Annotated in this window: 17 protein-coding genes; 10 read left to right on the top strand and 7 right to left on the bottom strand. The window is 51.4% G+C overall.

Annotated elements, in window-relative coordinates; all coding sequences use genetic code 11:
* Nucleotide 1: 1 nt before the first annotated feature.
* A complete protein-coding gene (locus HV302_RS14910) occupies nucleotides 2-871 on the bottom strand; it encodes a MurR/RpiR family transcriptional regulator (RefSeq protein WP_181627469.1) in 870 nt (289 codons plus the stop codon).
* Between the two features lie 368 nt (nucleotides 872-1,239).
* On the opposite strand from HV302_RS14910, the gene zwf reads away from it, so the two are divergent.
* The 3 genes from zwf to kdgA all read left to right on the top strand — a co-directional run bounded on the left by zwf (nucleotide 1,240) and on the right by kdgA (nucleotide 5,435).
* The gene (zwf, locus tag HV302_RS14905) at nucleotides 1,240-2,715 is read left to right on the top strand and encodes a glucose-6-phosphate dehydrogenase (RefSeq protein ID WP_003034896.1); all 1,476 of its coding nucleotides are present in this window, start codon (nucleotides 1,240-1,242) and stop codon (nucleotides 2,713-2,715) included.
* A 232-nt stretch (nucleotides 2,716-2,947) separates the two neighbouring features.
* Nucleotides 2,948-4,759 carry a phosphogluconate dehydratase gene (gene edd / locus HV302_RS14900; protein ID WP_016152767.1) on the top strand — a complete coding sequence of 604 codons (1,812 nt, stop codon included), beginning with the start codon at nucleotides 2,948-2,950 and terminating at the stop codon, nucleotides 4,757-4,759.
* A gap of 34 nt (nucleotides 4,760-4,793) precedes the next feature.
* Nucleotides 4,794-5,435, top strand: coding sequence for a bifunctional 4-hydroxy-2-oxoglutarate aldolase/2-dehydro-3-deoxy-phosphogluconate aldolase (gene kdgA / locus HV302_RS14895; RefSeq protein WP_016152768.1), 642 nt, complete (start codon nucleotides 4,794-4,796; stop codon nucleotides 5,433-5,435).
* A gap of 66 nt (nucleotides 5,436-5,501) precedes the next feature.
* Here kdgA and purT read toward each other — a convergent pair whose 3' ends face one another.
* On the bottom strand, nucleotides 5,502-6,680 hold the full coding sequence (gene purT / locus HV302_RS14890; RefSeq protein WP_181626199.1) for a formate-dependent phosphoribosylglycinamide formyltransferase: 1,179 nt from the start codon (nucleotides 6,678-6,680) through the stop codon (nucleotides 5,502-5,504).
* A gap of 132 nt (nucleotides 6,681-6,812) precedes the next feature.
* Here purT and yebG point away from each other — a divergent pair, with 132 nt between their 5' ends.
* The 4 genes from yebG to ptrB all read left to right on the top strand — a co-directional run bounded on the left by yebG (nucleotide 6,813) and on the right by ptrB (nucleotide 10,501).
* A complete protein-coding gene (gene yebG, locus HV302_RS14885; protein ID WP_003833810.1) occupies nucleotides 6,813-7,103 on the top strand; it encodes a DNA damage-inducible protein YebG in 291 nt (96 codons plus the stop codon).
* A 121-nt stretch (nucleotides 7,104-7,224) separates the two neighbouring features.
* Entirely contained in the window at nucleotides 7,225-7,578 is a 354-nt protein-coding gene (gene yebF / locus HV302_RS14880) for a protein YebF (protein ID WP_016152770.1), read from the top strand.
* Nucleotides 7,579-7,679: 101 nt separating this feature from the next.
* The gene (locus HV302_RS14875; RefSeq protein WP_131348360.1) at nucleotides 7,680-8,339 is read left to right on the top strand and encodes a tellurite resistance TerB family protein; all 660 of its coding nucleotides are present in this window, start codon (nucleotides 7,680-7,682) and stop codon (nucleotides 8,337-8,339) included.
* Between the two features lie 86 nt (nucleotides 8,340-8,425).
* Nucleotides 8,426-10,501, top strand: coding sequence for an oligopeptidase B (gene ptrB, locus HV302_RS14870; RefSeq protein ID WP_181626198.1), 2,076 nt, complete (start codon nucleotides 8,426-8,428; stop codon nucleotides 10,499-10,501).
* Here the strand turns inward: ptrB and exoX are convergent.
* The 3 genes from exoX to HV302_RS14855 form a co-directional block, all read right to left on the bottom strand.
* Nucleotides 10,483-11,145 carry an exodeoxyribonuclease X gene (gene exoX, locus HV302_RS14865; RefSeq protein WP_016152773.1) on the bottom strand — a complete coding sequence of 221 codons (663 nt, stop codon included), beginning with the start codon at nucleotides 11,143-11,145 and terminating at the stop codon, nucleotides 10,483-10,485. The genes ptrB and exoX overlap by 19 nt on opposite strands.
* Nucleotides 11,146-11,168: 23 nt before the next feature.
* Complete coding sequence (locus tag HV302_RS14860) at nucleotides 11,169-11,825, bottom strand: carbon-nitrogen hydrolase family protein (RefSeq protein ID WP_181626188.1); 657 nt, start codon at nucleotides 11,823-11,825, stop codon at nucleotides 11,169-11,171.
* A 106-nt stretch (nucleotides 11,826-11,931) separates the two neighbouring features.
* Nucleotides 11,932-12,162, bottom strand: a complete 231-nt coding sequence (locus HV302_RS14855) for a DNA polymerase III subunit theta (RefSeq protein WP_003034925.1) — start codon at nucleotides 12,160-12,162, stop codon at nucleotides 11,932-11,934.
* Nucleotides 12,163-12,305: 143 nt separating this feature from the next.
* Here HV302_RS14855 and yobA point away from each other — a divergent pair, with 143 nt between their 5' ends.
* Genes yobA through HV302_RS14840 form a run of 3 tightly spaced genes read left to right on the top strand, consistent with a single transcriptional unit; the run spans nucleotide 12,306 to nucleotide 13,915 of the window.
* Nucleotides 12,306-12,680: a CopC domain-containing protein YobA gene (yobA, locus tag HV302_RS14850; RefSeq protein ID WP_046276426.1), complete on the top strand. Its 375-nt coding sequence runs from the start codon at nucleotides 12,306-12,308 to the stop codon at nucleotides 12,678-12,680.
* A gap of 3 nt (nucleotides 12,681-12,683) precedes the next feature.
* Complete coding sequence (copD, locus tag HV302_RS14845; RefSeq protein ID WP_053389206.1) at nucleotides 12,684-13,556, top strand: copper homeostasis membrane protein CopD; 873 nt, start codon at nucleotides 12,684-12,686, stop codon at nucleotides 13,554-13,556.
* A 20-nt stretch (nucleotides 13,557-13,576) separates the two neighbouring features.
* The gene (locus HV302_RS14840; RefSeq protein ID WP_181626185.1) at nucleotides 13,577-13,915 is read left to right on the top strand and encodes a YebY family protein; all 339 of its coding nucleotides are present in this window, start codon (nucleotides 13,577-13,579) and stop codon (nucleotides 13,913-13,915) included.
* Nucleotides 13,916-14,306: 391 nt separating this feature from the next.
* Here the strand turns inward: HV302_RS14840 and HV302_RS14835 are convergent, their stop codons facing one another.
* Together HV302_RS14835 and HV302_RS14830 are read right to left on the bottom strand one after the other, a co-directional pair.
* The gene (locus HV302_RS14835) at nucleotides 14,307-15,386 is read right to left on the bottom strand and encodes a tyrosine-type recombinase/integrase (protein WP_181626183.1); all 1,080 of its coding nucleotides are present in this window, start codon (nucleotides 15,384-15,386) and stop codon (nucleotides 14,307-14,309) included.
* On the bottom strand, nucleotides 15,364-15,624 hold the full coding sequence (locus tag HV302_RS14830) for an excisionase (protein WP_181626181.1): 261 nt from the start codon (nucleotides 15,622-15,624) through the stop codon (nucleotides 15,364-15,366). The genes HV302_RS14835 and HV302_RS14830 overlap by 23 nt, the downstream gene beginning before the upstream one ends.
* Nucleotides 15,625-15,653 lie beyond the last annotated feature (29 nt).

Below are 15,653 nucleotides of genomic sequence, written 5' to 3'. Positions count from 1 at the left end.
TTTAGCGGTCATCACTCTTGATGAGTAATTCTTTATCAAAACGCGATTCCTTGAGCGCTTCCTTGACACGCTTCAAGTTATCTCTAAATTTTGCCCCACGGCGCAAAGTAAATCCTGTAGCCAGCACATCTATCACGGTCAGTTGAGCAAGTCGAGAGACCATGGGCATATAAATGTCAGTATCTTCCGGTACATCGAGAGTAATTGCCAGCGTTGCTTCACGCGCCAGTGGCGTGCCGGGAGAGGTGAGGGCGATAACCATGGCGTCATTTTCCCGCGCCAACTGCGCCAGTTCCACCAGACTTTTGGTTCTTCCGGTATGAGAAATAAGCACAATGACGTCATCGTCGCAACAATTCATGCAACTCATGCGTTGCAGAACAATATCGTCGGAATAGATTACCGGTACGTTAAACCGGAAAAATTTATTCATTGCGTCATGCGCCACTGCGGCAGAAGAACCGAGGCCAAAGAAGGCAATTTTTTTCGCCTGAGTTAATAAATCTACGGCCCGGTTTACCGCTGCGTTATCCAGTGACTGGCGGACGTGGTCGAGGCTTGCCATCGCTGACTCGAAGATTTTCCCCGTGTAAGATTCTACGCTGTCATCCTCATCCACATTGCGATTAACATATGGGGTGCCATTTGCCAGACTTTGCGCCAGATGCAGTTTAAAATCAGGGAAGCCGCGGGTATCCATGCTGCGACAGAAACGGTTCACCGTCGGTTCGCTGACATTGGCTTCCACAGCAAGTGTGGCGATGCTTGAATGGATTGCCCGCTCGGGAGAGGCAAGAATAATGTCGGCGACTTTACGCTCTGACTTGCTCAACTGTTCCAGTTTTAACTGGATTTTTTCCAGCATATTCATGATGTAGGTAGACTCATGGGTCATGGGCAAAAACGATTTCAATGATACGGAGAAACCGGGGCATAATTTCGTGTATAGATATTACCCCTGCTAATGCAGCAACGGGGCAAAATGGACAGAATAGTTGTTGTTTTTTTTCATTACATGATCGGAGTCGGGTTTTCTTACGTCTTCAGGGGTACGAAAAAAGACGACTTTTTTGTCCAATTTGCGACGACAAATGCCCATAAAGCGACTGTTCGCGGTAACAGCACGGCTGGATAAGCGTTTACGGTTTCCGGATTCACGTAAAAGCAGTACAGTGCACTGTAATAAAATTACAACCAGTGTCTGGCAAAAGCACCAGGCACTTAATTGAGGAGAATGACATGGCGGTAACGCAAACAGCCCAGGCATGTGATCTGGTCATTTTCGGCGCGAAGGGCGACCTGGCGCGGCGGAAATTGCTGCCTTCCCTGTATCAACTGGAAAAGGCCGGCCAGATTAACCCGGAAACCCGTATCATTGGGGTAGGGCGTGCCGACTGGGACAAAGCAGCCTATACCAAGGTTGTGCGTGAAGCGCTCGAAACCTTCATGAAAGAAAAAATCGACGAAGGTTTGTGGGAGACTCTCAGCGGTCGTCTGGAGTTTTGTAATCTGGACGTCAATGACACCGCCGCGTTTAGCCGTCTGGGCGAAATGCTGGATCAAAAATCACGTACCACCATTAACTATTTCGCGATGCCGCCGAGCACCTTTGGCGCGATCTGCAAAGGCCTGGGTGAAGCAAAGCTGAATGCTAAACCAGCCCGTGTTGTGATGGAAAAACCGCTGGGTACGTCGCTGGCAACATCCCGTGAAATCAACGATCAGGTCGGCGAGTATTTCGAAGAGTGCCAGGTTTATCGTATCGACCACTATCTTGGCAAAGAGACGGTCCTGAACCTGCTGGCACTGCGTTTTGCCAACTCCCTGTTTGTGAACAACTGGGATAACCGCACTATCGATCACGTAGAAATTACCGTGGCGGAAGAAGTGGGTATTGAAGGCCGCTGGGGCTATTTTGACCAGGCAGGTCAAATGCGCGACATGATTCAGAACCACCTGCTGCAGATCCTGTGCATGATTGCGATGTCTCCGCCGTCCGATCTGAGCGCCGACAGCATTCGTGATGAAAAAGTGAAGGTACTGAAATCGCTGCGTCGTATCGATCGTTCGAACGTACGTGAAAAAACGGTTCGCGGTCAGTACACCGCGGGTTTTGCCCAGGGCAAAAAAGTGCCGGGGTATCTGGAAGAAGAAGGCGCGAACAAGAGCAGCAACACGGAAACGTTTGTGGCGATCCGTGTGGATATCGATAACTGGCGCTGGGCGGGAGTTCCGTTCTACCTGCGTACCGGTAAACGTTTACCGACGAAGTGCTCTGAAGTGGTGGTTTACTTCAAAACGCCTGAGCTGAATCTGTTCAGAGAATCCTGGCAGGATCTGCCGCAGAACAAGTTAACCATCCGTTTGCAGCCTGATGAAGGTGTCGATATCCAGGTACTGAACAAAGTACCGGGTCTGGATCACAAGCATAATCTGCAAATTACCAAGCTTGATCTGAGCTATTCCGAAACCTTCAACCAGACGCACCTTGCCGACGCCTATGAGCGCCTGCTGCTCGAAACAATGCGCGGAATACAGGCGCTGTTTGTGCGTCGTGATGAAGTTGAAGAAGCATGGAAGTGGGTCGACTCAATTACCGAAGCCTGGGCGATGGACAACGACGCGCCGAAGCCGTATCAGGCAGGGACCTGGGGCCCGGTTGCTTCTGTGGCGATGATTACCCGAGATGGTCGTTCCTGGAACGAATTCGAGTAAAATATCATCTAGCCCATAGGTGTTATTTTACCGGTAACATGATCTAACACAGATTGTAGAATAATTTTTGCACTTTTAAGCTCCGCGTGGATTCACCCGCGGGGCTTTTTTTATTACACTGCCTGAAACGATTTTGCCCCTGAGCTACGGCCAACAAGCGATTCAGATGTTTTTACCCAACTGAAACACATTGTTGATCCAACGCTCTGACAGATAAATTTTAGGAGCCTCTATGAATCCGAATTTGTTACGCGTAACACAACGTATCGTCGAACGTTCTCGTGACACACGTTCCGCCTACCTCGCCCGTATTGAACAAGCGAAATCAACTACCGTTCATCGCTCGCAACTGGCATGCGGTAACCTGGCGCATGGTTTTGCTGCGTGTCAGCCGGACGATAAGGCCTCGCTGAAAAGCATGCTGCGTAACAATATCGCGATCATTACCTCCTATAACGACATGCTTTCCGCGCATCAGCCGTATGAACACTATCCGGCCATCATTCGTAAAGCACTGCATGAAGCCAATGCAGTAGGCCAGGTTGCTGGCGGTGTACCTGCAATGTGCGACGGTGTGACCCAGGGACAAGATGGGATGGAGCTTTCGCTGCTCAGTCGTGAAGTGATTGCGATGTCTGCTGCAGTGGGCCTTTCCCACAACATGTTCGACGGCGCGTTGTTCCTCGGCGTGTGCGACAAAATTGTCCCGGGCCTGGTAATGGCTGCGCTGTCATTTGGTCATCTGCCGTCAATCTTTATTCCTTCCGGTCCGATGGCGAGCGGTCTGGCGAACAAAGAAAAAGTGCGTATCCGTCAGCTGTATGCTGAAGGTAAAGTCGATCGCATGGCGCTTCTTGAATCCGAAGCGGCGTCTTATCACGCTCCAGGTACCTGTACGTTCTACGGCACGGCGAACACTAACCAGATGGTAGTGGAGTTTATGGGTATGCAACTGCCTGGCTCCTCATTTGTACATCCTGATGCGCCGCTGCGTGAAGCGCTGACAGCGGCAGCAGCCCGTCAGGTAACACGCCTGACCGGCAACGGCAATGAATGGATGCCGATCGGTAAAATGATCGATGAAAAAGTGGTAGTGAACGGTATTGTGGCGCTGCTGGCGACCGGGGGCTCTACCAACCATACGATGCACCTGGTGGCTATGGCGCGTGCGGCCGGGATTCTGATTAACTGGGATGATTTCTCCGATCTGTCCGATATCGTGCCGCTGATGGCGCGTCTGTACCCGAATGGTCCAGCAGATATTAACCACTTCCAGGCGGCGGGTGGCGTACCGGTGTTAATGCGTGAACTGCTTAATGCGGGTCTGCTACATGAAGATGTGAACACCGTTGCCGGATTCGGTTTATCCCGCTACACCATGGAACCGTGGCTTAACGAGGGTGAACTGGACTGGCGCGAAGGGGCGGTGAAGTCTCTGGACAACAACGTGATCGCCACCTTTGACCAACCATTCTCCCACCACGGCGGCACCAAAGTGCTGAGCGGTAATCTCGGGCGTGCGGTGATGAAAACGTCGGCGGTACCGGTAGAAAACCAGATTATTGAAGCGCCGGCAGTTGTCTTTGAAAGTCAGCATGATGTGTTACCCGCGTTCGATGCGGGTCTGCTTGACCGGGATTGCGTGGTGGTTGTGCGCCATCAGGGACCAAAAGCGAACGGAATGCCAGAATTACATAAACTCATGCCGCCACTTGGTGTATTATTGGACCGTTGTTTCAAAATTGCGTTAGTTACCGATGGACGACTTTCAGGTGCTTCAGGTAAAGTGCCTTCAGCAATCCATGTAACCCCGGAAGCCTATGATGGCGGGCTGCTGGCAAAAGTACGCGATGGCGACATCATTCGTGTGAATGGACAGACAGGTGAATTGACGCTGCTGGTGGATGAAGAGGAACTTGCCTCCCGTCAGCCACACATTCCTGATCTCAGCGCATCGCGCGTGGGTACGGGACGTGAAATGTTCAGCGCGTTGCGTGAAAAGCTGTCCGGTGCGGAGCAGGGCGCAACCTGTATCACTTTTTAAGACTTATTTTGTAATCAGGCGAGAGAAAACTCTGATGAAAAACTGGAAGACAAGTGCAGAAGCAATCCTGACCACTGGCCCGGTTGTACCGGTTATCGTGGTTAACAAGCTGGAACACGCGGTGCCAATGGCAAAAGCGCTGGTTGCAGGGGGCGTGCGCGTTCTGGAAGTGACCTTACGTACCGCATGTGCGATGGACGCCATTCGCGCGATCGCAAAAGAAGTTCCCGACGCTATCGTGGGTGCGGGTACCGTACTGAATCCACAACAGCTGGCTGAAGTCACTGAAGCGGGTGCGCAGTTTGCTATCAGCCCGGGCCTGACCGAGCCGCTGTTGAAAGCTGCAACTGAAGGCACTATTCCGCTGATCCCAGGCATTAGCACCGTTTCTGAACTGATGCTGGGTATGGACTACGGTTTGAAAGAGTTCAAATTCTTCCCGGCGGAAGCAAACGGCGGTACTAAAGCGCTGCAGGCAATTGCGGGTCCGTTCTCTCAGGTCCGTTTCTGCCCAACCGGCGGTATCTCTCCAGCGAACTACCGTGATTACCTGGCACTGAAAAGTGTGCTGTGCATCGGTGGTTCCTGGCTGGTTCCGGCAGATGCCCTGGAAGCTGGTGATTACGCACGCATTACCAAGCTGGCTCGTGAAGCAGTAGAAGGCGCGAAGCTGTAATAACGCAAAATGCCCGGTAATCATTACCGGGCCTGCGAGTCTGAAACGGGCCATCTGGCCCGTTTTTTATCCTGCGACTTTCACCTGTGCCGCCGCGTCTTTCGCGCGTGTCACCGCGTCTTCAATACTCTGCGCTGTTGCCAGCACAACGCCCATACGACGGCTCCCGTCGATGTCCGGCTTGCCGAAGAATCTGACTTGCATACCTGTGCCCACAGCGGCCTGTACGTTATCAAACGTGACATTCTGGCTGGTAAGCTGCGGCAGAATAACGGCGGAAGCAGAAGGCCCATACTGACGGATTGCGCCAACCGGCAGACCGAGAAATGCGCGTACATGCAGGGCAAACTCAGACAGATCCTGCGAAATCAAGGTCACCATACCCGTGTCGTGAGGGCGAGGGGAAACTTCGCTGAAAATGACCTCATCACCGCAGACAAATAGCTCTACCCCAAACAGACCGTGGCCGCCCAGCGCCAGCACCACCTTACGGGCAATCTCCTGCGCTCGAGCCAGCGCCAGGTCACTCATCTGCTGCGGCTGCCAGGATTCGCGATAATCGCCATCTTCCTGACGATGTCCTACCGGTGCGCAGAAATGTACGCCATCAACGGCGCTGACGGTAAGCAGGGTGATTTCAAAATCAAAATTCACTACGCCTTCGACGATAACGCGTCCGGCACCTGCTCGGCCGCCTTGTTGAGCATAATTCCAGGCTTCAGTGAGTCGATCGGCGGAACGAATAAAGCTCTGTCCCTTACCGGAGGAACTCATTACCGGCTTCACGATGCAGGGATAGCCGATTTCGGCGACGGCCTCGCGAAAGCGGGCTTCGCTGTCAGCAAAGCGGTAAGAAGAGGTCGGTAGAGATAATTCTTCGGCGGCGAGACGACGGATTCCTTCGCGGTTCATGGTCAACTGCGTCGCTCGGGCGCACGGCACGATGTTGTGACCGTCTTGTTCCAGTTTTACCAGCATATCCGTGGCAATCGCCTCTATTTCCGGCACGATATAATGTGGTTTTTCACGCTCGACGAGCTGGCGTAAAGCATCGCCATCCAGCATGTTGATTACGTATGAGCGATGGGCAACGTGCATGGCTGGCGCGTCGGGGTAACGATCCACGGCAATGACTTCCACACCCAGGCGTTGGCATTCAATCGCTACCTCTTTACCCAGTTCACCTGAACCTAATAACATCATTCGCGTTGCTGCGGGACGCAGCGCTGTGCCTAATAACGTCATAAATTAATCCCCTGTTTTATCTGGGCGCAGTATATACGAAAACGTTTGCGTCTGTCTTTATTACCAGGTTGATTTCAAGGCGCAAAAAGAATATACTGTACATAAATACAGGTAATTTAAGAGGCTGCAAAAATGGCGGTTGAAGTTAAATACGTAGTCATTCGGGAAGGTGAGGAAAAAATGTCGTTTACCAGCAAAAAGGAAGCCGATGCGTATGACAAAATGCTTGATACAGCAGATTTGCTCGACACATGGCTGGAGCAATCGCCGGTAGCGCTGGAAGACGAGCAGCGCGAAGCGCTTTCCCTGTGGCTGGCTGAGCAGAAAGATGTGCTGAGCGCCATTCTGAAAAACGGCAAGCTGCCCTCTCCGCAGGCGGTCGAAAACGATGCGCACGCTGAGGATGATACTCAGGCTGCCTGAAACGACTTGCGCTCCTGACGTTTTGTACCATGCTTTTCCCTGAATCATTGTGCAATCCCTGACGTCTTTTCACGTTGCAACAGGCAACCTGAAGGACGAAGGGGAGATTAAGGAGAAAAGAATGTATAAAAAAAGAGCGTTGTTGAGCCTGCTGTTGTTATCTGCCAGCGTATCTGTATTTGCGGCAAATATGGAAAGCAAGAAAGTTCAGTTCCCCAAGTGCGAAGGACTGAATGCTGACGGTATCGCGGCGAGCGTGAAACGTGATTATCAGCAAAATCGCATCGCGCGCTGGGCTGACGATCAAAAACGCGTCGGGCAAGCCGATCCTGTCGCCTGGGTCAACACGCCCGATATTACGGGCAAAGATGGGAAATGGTCAGTTCCCCTCACGGTTCGCGGTAAAAGCGCGGATATTCACTACCAGGTAAAAGTCGACTGCAAAGCCGGAACGGCGGAGTATCAGTCGCAGTAACGAAGGTAGAAGGTATTTGCACTTCTTTTGATGACCTGAACACTTCCTGACATCCCCTCGGGTACGCTTTGATGATTATTCGTCTGTACTTGAGGGGCAACATGGCTAACTGGCTGAATCAACTTCAATCTCTTCTTGGGCAAAAAGGATCTTCCGCGTCATCTTCTGGTGAGCAAGGGCTGAGTAAACTTCTGGTTCCCGGCGCGTTAGGCGGTCTGGCAGGATTACTGGTTGCCAACAAATCTTCACGTAAATTACTGAGTAAATACGGCACCAGCGCGCTTCTGGTGGGCGGCGGTGCGGTTGCCGGTACCGTGTTATGGAACAAATACAAGGATAAGGTTCGCGCGGCGCATCAGGGTGAGCCGCAGTTCGGTGCACAAAGCTCGCCGCTGGATGAGCGAACCGAACGACTTATCCTGGCGCTGGTTTTTGCGGCGAAAAGCGATGGTCATATTGATGACAAAGAACGTACCGCCATTGAGCAGCAGCTCCGTGAAGCAGGCGTGGAAGAGCAGGGCCGTGTTCTGATCGAACGCGCCATTGAACAACCGTTAGATCCTCAGCGCCTGGCACAAGGGATCCGCAACGAAGAAGAGGCGCTGGAAATATACTTCCTGAGCTGTGCGGCGATTGATATCGACCACTTTATGGAGCGTAGCTATCTGAACGCGCTGGGCGATGCGTTGAAGATCCCGCAGGATGTTCGTGAAGGCATTGAACAGGATCTCAAGGAACAAAAACAGGCTTTACCGGGTTAATTACTTACCGTTAAGGCGCATGTTTCGCTTGCATCATTGCTGTCTTTTGCCACCCTTATAGGATGTTTAAGCAAAAGAACAATGACATGCTACCAAAAGCTTCTCGTATCCCCCACGCCATGACGAATCATGGCGATACCTGTGTTGATAATTATTACTGGCTGCGAGATGACACCCGCTCGCAGCCAGAAGTGTTGGATTATCTGCAACAAGAAAATGCGTATGGCCGCCAGATTATGGCCTCGCAGCAGGCATTGCAGGATCGCGTCCTGAAAGAGATTATCGACCGTATCCCGCCTCAGGATGCTTCCGCCCCCTATGTGAAGAATGGTTATCGCTACCGGCATATTTATGAGCCGGGGTGCGAATATGCCATTTATCAACGTCAGTCTGCCTTCAGTGAAGAGTGGGATGAATGGGACACCTTGCTGGATGGTAACCAGCGCGCGGCCCACAGTGAGTTTTATACGCTGGGGGGACTGGCGATATCTCCGGATAACACCATCATGGCGTTGGCCGAAGATTATCTCTCTCGTCGGCAATATGGCGTGCGTTTTCGCAATCTGCAAAGCGGTAACTGGTATCCGGAAGTGCTGGAAAACGTTGAAGCGGATCTGGTCTGGGCGAATGACTCGCAAACATTCTATTATGTGCGCAAACACGCAACGACGCTGCTCCCGTATCAAGTGTGGCGGCATACCGTCGGCTCGCCGTCATCAATGGATGTGCTGGTGTATGAAGAAGCCGATGACATGTTTTATGTCAGTCTACATAAAACCACCTCGTTACATTATGTGGTTATTCATATCGCCAGCGCGACCACCAGTGAGGTTTTGCTGCTTGACGCAGAACTGGCGGATGCCGAGCCGTTAGTCTTTTTAGCGCGACGCAAAGATCACGAGTACAGTCTCGATCACTATCAGCATACGTTTTATCTGCGTTCCAACCGGCAGGGTAAAAATTTCGGTCTGTACCGTACCCGTGTGCGTGATGAACAAGCCTGGGAGACGCTGATCCCGCCGCGCGACAGCGTCATGTTGGAGGGCTTTACGCTGTTCACAGACTGGCTGGTGGTGGAAGAGCGTCAGCGGGGCTTAACCAGCCTGCGACAGATTAATCGTAAAACGCGCGAAGTGGTCGGTATCGCTTTTGATGATCCGGCGTATGTGACATGGCTTGCCTATAATCCAGAACCTGAGACATCGCGCCTGCGTTATGGCTATTCCTCCATGACCACACCGGACACGCTGTTTGAACTGGATATGGACACCGGAGAGCGTCGCGTACTCAAACAGACGGAGGTCCCAGGATTTGATGCGGCGAACTACCGTAGCGAACACGTCTGGATCACCGCGCGTGATGGCACCGAGGTTCCGGTTTCGCTGGTTTACCATCAAAAGTATTTCCTGAAAGGGAAAAACCCGTTACTGGTCTACGGCTATGGCTCGTATGGCGCCAGCATGGACGCCGATTTCAGCAGCAGCCGCTTGAGCTTACTGGATCGCGGCTTTGTTTATGCCATTGCTCATGTGCGTGGCGGCGGCGAGTTAGGACAGCAGTGGTACGAAGACGGTAAGTTTCTGCTCAAGAAAAATACCTTCAATGACTACCTCGACGTCTGCGACGCGCTGCTAAAAATGGGTTATGGCGCGCCTTCGCTGTGTTATGGCATGGGGGGGAGCGCCGGAGGAATGTTAATGGGTGTTGCCATTAATGAGCGCCCGGAACTCTTCCATGGCGTTATTGCGCAGGTGCCTTTTGTCGATGTGGTGACCACGATGCTGGATGAGTCCATTCCCCTGACGACCGGTGAGTTTGAAGAGTGGGGGAATCCGCAGGACGAAGAGTATTACACCCACATGAAAAGCTACAGCCCGTATGACAATGTTACAGCGCAGGCTTATCCTCATCTGCTGGTTACGACGGGATTACACGACTCCCAGGTGCAATACTGGGAACCGGCAAAATGGGTGGCAAAACTGCGTGAGCTGAAAACGGACGATCGTCTGCTGTTACTCTGCACGGATATGGATTCCGGGCATGGCGGAAAATCCGGGCGTTTTAAATCATACGAAGGCGTGGCCCTGGAATACGCGTTTTTGATCGGACTGGCGCAGGGGACTCTGCCTGGGTATGCGTCTGCTCAGGCGTTATCCAGATAGTGCTTCAGCGTTAAGCGCAGCTCCGGGCTCATACTGTCGAGGTTATTAAATAACCAGCGCAGATAGCCCGGATCGCGTTCAGCCACTTCTGATACAGGTTTTCCGCGGTACTTGCCGAAAGTGAAAGTAGTAAGTAACGCAGGACGGCCGGTAATATCGACCATCTGTTCTGCTGACCAGCCTGACGTTTGTATGATGTCGATCAGCAGTGCCGCGGTGATGTAGCAGTCGTACAGGGCACGGTGATGATGCAGGCCAGCTGGCGTCTGCACGCTCAGCTTGCGCGATTTATACAGCGCCATGTTGCTGTATTTGATTCCTGGCCACAAACGACGGGAGAGTTTCATGGTGCAAATCCACTCCCCGGGCATGTCGGGTAATACGCGGCGATCAAAACTTGCATTGTGCGCCACGTACCATTCGCTGCCGTAATATTGTGGGATGACATCTTCAATCCACGGCTTATCGGCCACCATCGCTTCCGTAATGCGATGAATTGCCATCGCCTGAGGGCTGATGGGGCGGTCAGGACGCACCAGGTGGCTCATGGGATTGACTATTTTTCCGTCAACCACATCGACAGAAGCAATCTCAACAATGCCTCCCTGCAGACCACAGGTTTCTGTATCTATTATGCGCAACATGCCATGCTCCTGACCCAAAACGATTAGCGTAAAGGAATGATATCACCTTGCCAACCCCGTGGCGTGCGTTGACCGGTTAAGAGTAAGGAACCGCTGTCTGCGCGAACAATCAATCGACCTTGCTCATCCCATAACGCGCTGCTGCCACGCGCATTTGCCATTAATACCGCAATGGCAAATTTATGCGAGAAACTCTGTAGACGAGATGTGGAGGAGAGCAATTCGGGCTCACTGACAGACTGACTGCTGGTGAATAGCGAGTACGCCGGGTCGATATCGATACCTTCCGGCTGGCTATCCACAACGCTGATGGCATTTTGCTGTCTGGCGATACAGGCCCCGTGGCTCTGATGAAACATTAAGGGGGAGGTCATCCAGGGAGAGAAAAGCGCGATACCTTTTACGAACCGATTGTTATGTTCTACCGATAGCCCCGCAATAATCGTCATGCGATAAGTCACGGCTGCATGCGCGATAGGTTCTAACAACGCTTCATCGGGTGGGGCAGGGAGCGCGTCATTCTCATCAATACAACCCAACAGGGAAAGGGAGGGGAAAACCAGCAATTCACATTGGCATTGAGCGGCTGCCTGAATGAATTGCAGGTGATGCGCGACATGTTCGGTAACTGAGGTCTGAAGAGGTTCGTACTGTGCTGCTGCGATTTTCCAGTGTGACATAATGATTTCCTTTTCATAGTGTCTACAACCATCTTTAAAGTATAGATTAAGAATATACTTATACTGTAGCAGGCATCATGTAAGGAATCGTAACGTAATATAAGTTTTATTTAACTTTAGGCTCGTAGGGTAAACGTGAAAGGGAAACGGATGCCAGACGATGTGCGATCAGTCTTTCCCGAAACCAGTCGCGTAAATGTTCGGGCTGTTCACGCTCAACGACTTCGGCAACAACCGGCATGTTGTATCGCTCTTTAAATGCGACACCCGCCGCGGCCAGGTCAACATTGACCTTATCCATTTCAGCTTGCTCAAGTTTGGCCAGATTGATGTTCATGGGCTTCTCCTTTTCTCTGTCTTTCGGCGCGCAAAGTTACTAAGAGTGTGCATTAATGGCAAGACCGAAATGATGATTCTCGACTCGATCATTGTAGAAGGTTATTCTCTATAGATTAGACATAACAAAAAGGAATAGTTGAAATGGCTTCATCTGCATCTATGCTTCGTAACGCTCTCATCGTACTCGCCAGCGTTCTGGCAACTCCCGCCGCCCTGGCTCATGCTCACCTGACAAAACAAAGCCCGGCGGCTAATGCCGATGTTGCGGTATCTCCTCAGGCGTTGACGCTGAATTTCTCAGAAGGTGTCGAGCCGGGATTCAGCGGCGCAACGCTGACAGGCCCAAACAAAGAACAGATCAAAACGGGCAAGGCATCACGCAGTGAACAGGACAAAACACAACTGATTATTCCACTTGCTCAAACGCTTGAGGCCGGAAAATATACTGTCGACTGGCACGTCGTCTCCGTGGATGGTCATAAGACAAAGGGGCAATATACCTTTAGCGTGAAATAACCGATGCTGGAATTTACCTGGGTTGCACTACGGTTTATCCATTTTACCACGTTGATGCTGGTCTTTGGCTGTGCGCTCTACGGCGCATGGTTGGCTCCCGTTTCGGTTCGTCGTTTAATGATGCGTCGTTTTTTGCGTCTGCAACGACATGCCGCAGCGTGGAGCTTTATTAGCGCGACGCTGATGCTGGCGATCCAGGGTGGTTTAATGGGCTCAGGCTGGCGGGATGTTATTTCTAGTGACATATGGGGTGCCGTGTTGCAAACGCAGTTTGGCGGCGTCTGGTTATGGCAGATTATCCTCGCGCTGGTCACGCTGGTGGTGGTAATTATAGTACCGCGCAGCATGCCGCGACTGCTGTTAATGCTGACGATTGCGCAGTTTATTTTGCTGGCTGGCGTCGGACACGCGACGCTGCATAGCGGTATCGCAGGGGCAATCCAGCAGGTTAACCACGCCTTGCATTTGGTATGCGCAGCCGCCTGGTTCGGCGGTTTGCTGCCCGTACTTTACTGTATGCAAATGGCGCAAGGTCGCTGGCGGGAACAGGCCATCAATACTATGATGCGTTTCTCTCGCTACGGGCATCTTTTCGTTATCGGAGTTTTACTTACCGGCATCCTGAATGCGCTGTTTATTGTTGGTTTTTCTGTTCCCTGGCACATGGCTTACGGGCAACTGCTTTTGTTAAAAGGTGCTCTGGTGATGCTAATGGTGGCGATTGCGCTGGTGAATCGGTATGTTCTGGTACCACGCATGCGGCAGGATAACCGCAGTATGACACTCTATTTTGTTTGGATGACTAAGCTGGAATGGGGAATTGGGGCCGTTGTGCTGGCGATTGTCAGCCTGTTTGCCACCCTCGAACCTTTCTGATTGATGGATTGGCAAAACGCATGAAAAAAATCATTATCTCGTTATTACTACTGGCAAGTTCAGGGGCCGCGCTGGCTGCGCCACAGGTCATCACCGTCAGCCGTTTTGAGGTTGGCAAGGATAAGTGGGCGTTTAATCGGGAAGAGGTGATGCTGACCTGCCGTCCGGGTAACGCGCTGTATGTCATCAATCCCAGTACGCTGGTGCAATACCCATTGAATGATGTTGCCAGACAGCAGGTAGATAGTGGGAAAACTACGGCGAAGCCAATCGAGATTATCCAGATTGACGACCCGGCGAAACCGGGCGAAAAAATGAGCCTCGCACCGTTTGTGGAGCGTGCAGAAAAGCTCTGCTAATTGTCAGATGTAGCGTTCTGATTTCCAATAAAAAACCGCAAGGCTCTCTCAGGAGAACTTGCGGTTTTTACGTTTGGATGTGTGACAATCGTCCTTTTTTTCAGGCCACTTTAGTCGCGGACTGGAAAACCTGGCGCTGTCATCTATTCTTAAATGGCAGGGTAACTTAGCCTGCATTAATGCCAACTTTTAGCGCACGGCTCTCTCCCAAGAGCCATTTCCCTGGACCGAATACAGGAATCGTATTCGGTCTCTTTTTATCGGGCTTTAATTTCAGTCACTTAGGACTCCATGTCCGAAAATGTCCGAAATTTGTCCGAATTCTAATATTCGGTCTTTATTCGTTATACCACACCATTTTTAACATTCACAATTCATTTACGAAGAAAAATTAGATCAGCACATACTCTTTTTTTCTCGTATCAAGATACTTCTCCGTCATTTTTTCTGACTTGTGCCCCAGCAGTTTTTGCGCAAAATCCTTCCCGAACTCCTTCTCATACATCCTTCCCGCCAGACTCCGAATTTCATGAAATGAAGGTGGGTTTTCTGAAAACTTTAAACCAGAAAAATTTCGTGCTTTCACAAAACCTTTTGTCAGACTGTCCAGGTTTATGCTTCCGTCTTCACTGTTTTTTCTGATCCCGGGGCTTATCAAGAAATCGCATCGACTGACAAGCCGGCAGCGATCGATGACGGTCGACAGTCTCAGGCCGGATGCTTTCAATGTCAGTGAAAGAGGGATAGCCAGGCAAGACCCGGTTTTTTGTTGTTCGATGTACAGTCGGTCATCTTTAATGTCACTGAAGCGCATCCGGGCGACGTCCTCACGTCGCTGACCGGTAACCAGGGCGAGATCCATCGCCAGGCCGAACCATGCTGGCATTCGCTCTGCACCAGCACGAACGGCCATAAACATTTCATATTCCAGGCGCTCGCGCAGCACTTTAATTTTCGGTGCTCGAGTTGGGTCAACGGGATTGGAATCAACACGCCCTTCCACAACGGCCTCACGGAAAACATCAGACAGTACTGATCGCATGGTTCCTGCCATTGTTGTTTTGCCGCACTCCGTCCAGCGTTCAATAAACTCGGCCACATCGCGGGTGGTTATGTTGGCCAGTATCATTACGCCAAAGTATTCTCTAATGGTCGCCAGCTGCCCGGCACGAACTTTGTAAGTATTGGCCGCCAGCTTGCGTCGCTGCAGGATAATTTCGTACCGATCGAGCCAGTTGGCCATGGTGTATTCATTAGTACCTTTCAGTTGTTCGAGTAGGGCGATTGGAGTGTAATTTTTATCGATGTAGTGATTTGCTTCGATGGCCTGGGCGATCGCTTCCCTGCGCGAAATCTTACCCAGAGATATCTCTTTTCCGTCGACGGGATTGCGCCAGGAATATGACTTCCTGGCTTTACGATAGGTCAGATTCTTAGGCAAATTAGCGTCATACTTGTCCGGCCTCGCCATCGATAATCCTCTCTATCAATCGCCCTTTTAACGGGTATCTGCTCTGATTTGAGTTAACAGTCTTACAGTATTTATTTGGCCTGATAAAAATGGCATCGGGCCTGACTTTGTACTCTGTTCCCTCTTTTTCCGGAGGCGGGTAAATATTACCGTTACGCGCCCATTTTCTGAGGGTTCCTATCTGCGGAGGCTCTTCATAGCGTTCTTCAGCCCAGCGCTCGAGTGATAAAAGTTTCATATGCACCTCGATAGCCAGCTGCGATCATA

The sequence above is a fragment of the Citrobacter sp. RHBSTW-00859 genome (assembly GCF_013729795.1).
Taxonomy (GTDB): Bacteria; Pseudomonadota; Gammaproteobacteria; order Enterobacterales; family Enterobacteriaceae; genus Citrobacter; species Citrobacter braakii.
This window is presented reverse-complemented; position numbering and strand designations above follow the sequence as displayed.